The 881-nt window shown below is 55.2% G+C and carries 1 protein-coding gene; it reads left to right on the top strand.

What is annotated here, in order from left to right; all coding sequences use genetic code 11:
• Nucleotides 1-71: 71 nt before the first annotated feature.
• The coding region (locus tag QQJ79_RS15465) for a complex I NDUFA9 subunit family protein (protein WP_284223824.1) at nucleotides 72-881 on the top strand (810 nt) is incomplete at its 3' end.

Below are 881 nucleotides of genomic sequence, written 5' to 3'. Positions count from 1 at the left end.
ACTGGCACCTGAAGCCAGCGCGTCTACCAATTCCGCCACCTGGGCAACTCAGTGAGGCCATCTGATATAAATTGCTGGACCGGATGTCAACAAACTTTCTTCAAAGAAGTGCATTTTTTATTCTTTTAACTTGGCCTTCCGGTCCGATGACGGTAGATAAATGCCCAGAAATGATGAGCAAAACTGGGGCAGCATGGGTGTTTGCCGCCCCTAACCAGAGGAATTCAAAAATGTCTGCGGGTCTGATTACAATTATCGGCGGCTCCGGCTTTATTGGTCGCCATCTTGTCGGGCGATTGGCTTCCAGGGGATACCGGGTGCGGATTGCCGTCCGCGATACGGAAAAAGCAGCACAGCTTATGACACAGGGCAATGTGGGTCAGGTTGTCGGCATGCAAACCAATATCCGCAATCAGGCATCCGTTGAGCGGGCCGTTGCCGGTGCTGATATTGTTATCAACCTTGTGGGGCTTCTGTTCGAATCCGGATCGCAGAAATTTAACGCCGTCCATGTAGAGGGCGCAAAGCGGGTTGCCGAGGCGGCAAAGGCTGCCGGTGCCCGTCAACTGATTCACATGTCCGCGCTTGGTGCGGATGAAAAAAGCGAATCAAACTATGCCCGGACAAAGGCCGAAGGCGAGAAAGCCGTGAGTGAGGCGTTTGAAGGCGCCACCATCCTGCGTCCGTCCGTGGTGTTCGGCGCCGGGGATGACTTCACCAACAAATTTGCACGGCTGACCGCCTGCCTGCCAGCCTTGCCGTTGGCAAATGGGGGCCGCGCCCTGATGCAGCCGGTCTGGATCGAGGATCTGGCCGATGCCATCGTAAAAATCATCGAGACCCCGGAACAGCAGGGCAAGATTTTCGAATTTGGCGGACCG

It is taken from the genome of Brevundimonas denitrificans, from assembly GCF_030160755.1.
Lineage (GTDB): Bacteria > Pseudomonadota > Alphaproteobacteria > Caulobacterales > Caulobacteraceae > Brevundimonas > Brevundimonas denitrificans.
Note: the sequence above shows the minus strand (reverse complement) of the source record. Positions and strands in the feature narration are given on the sequence as shown.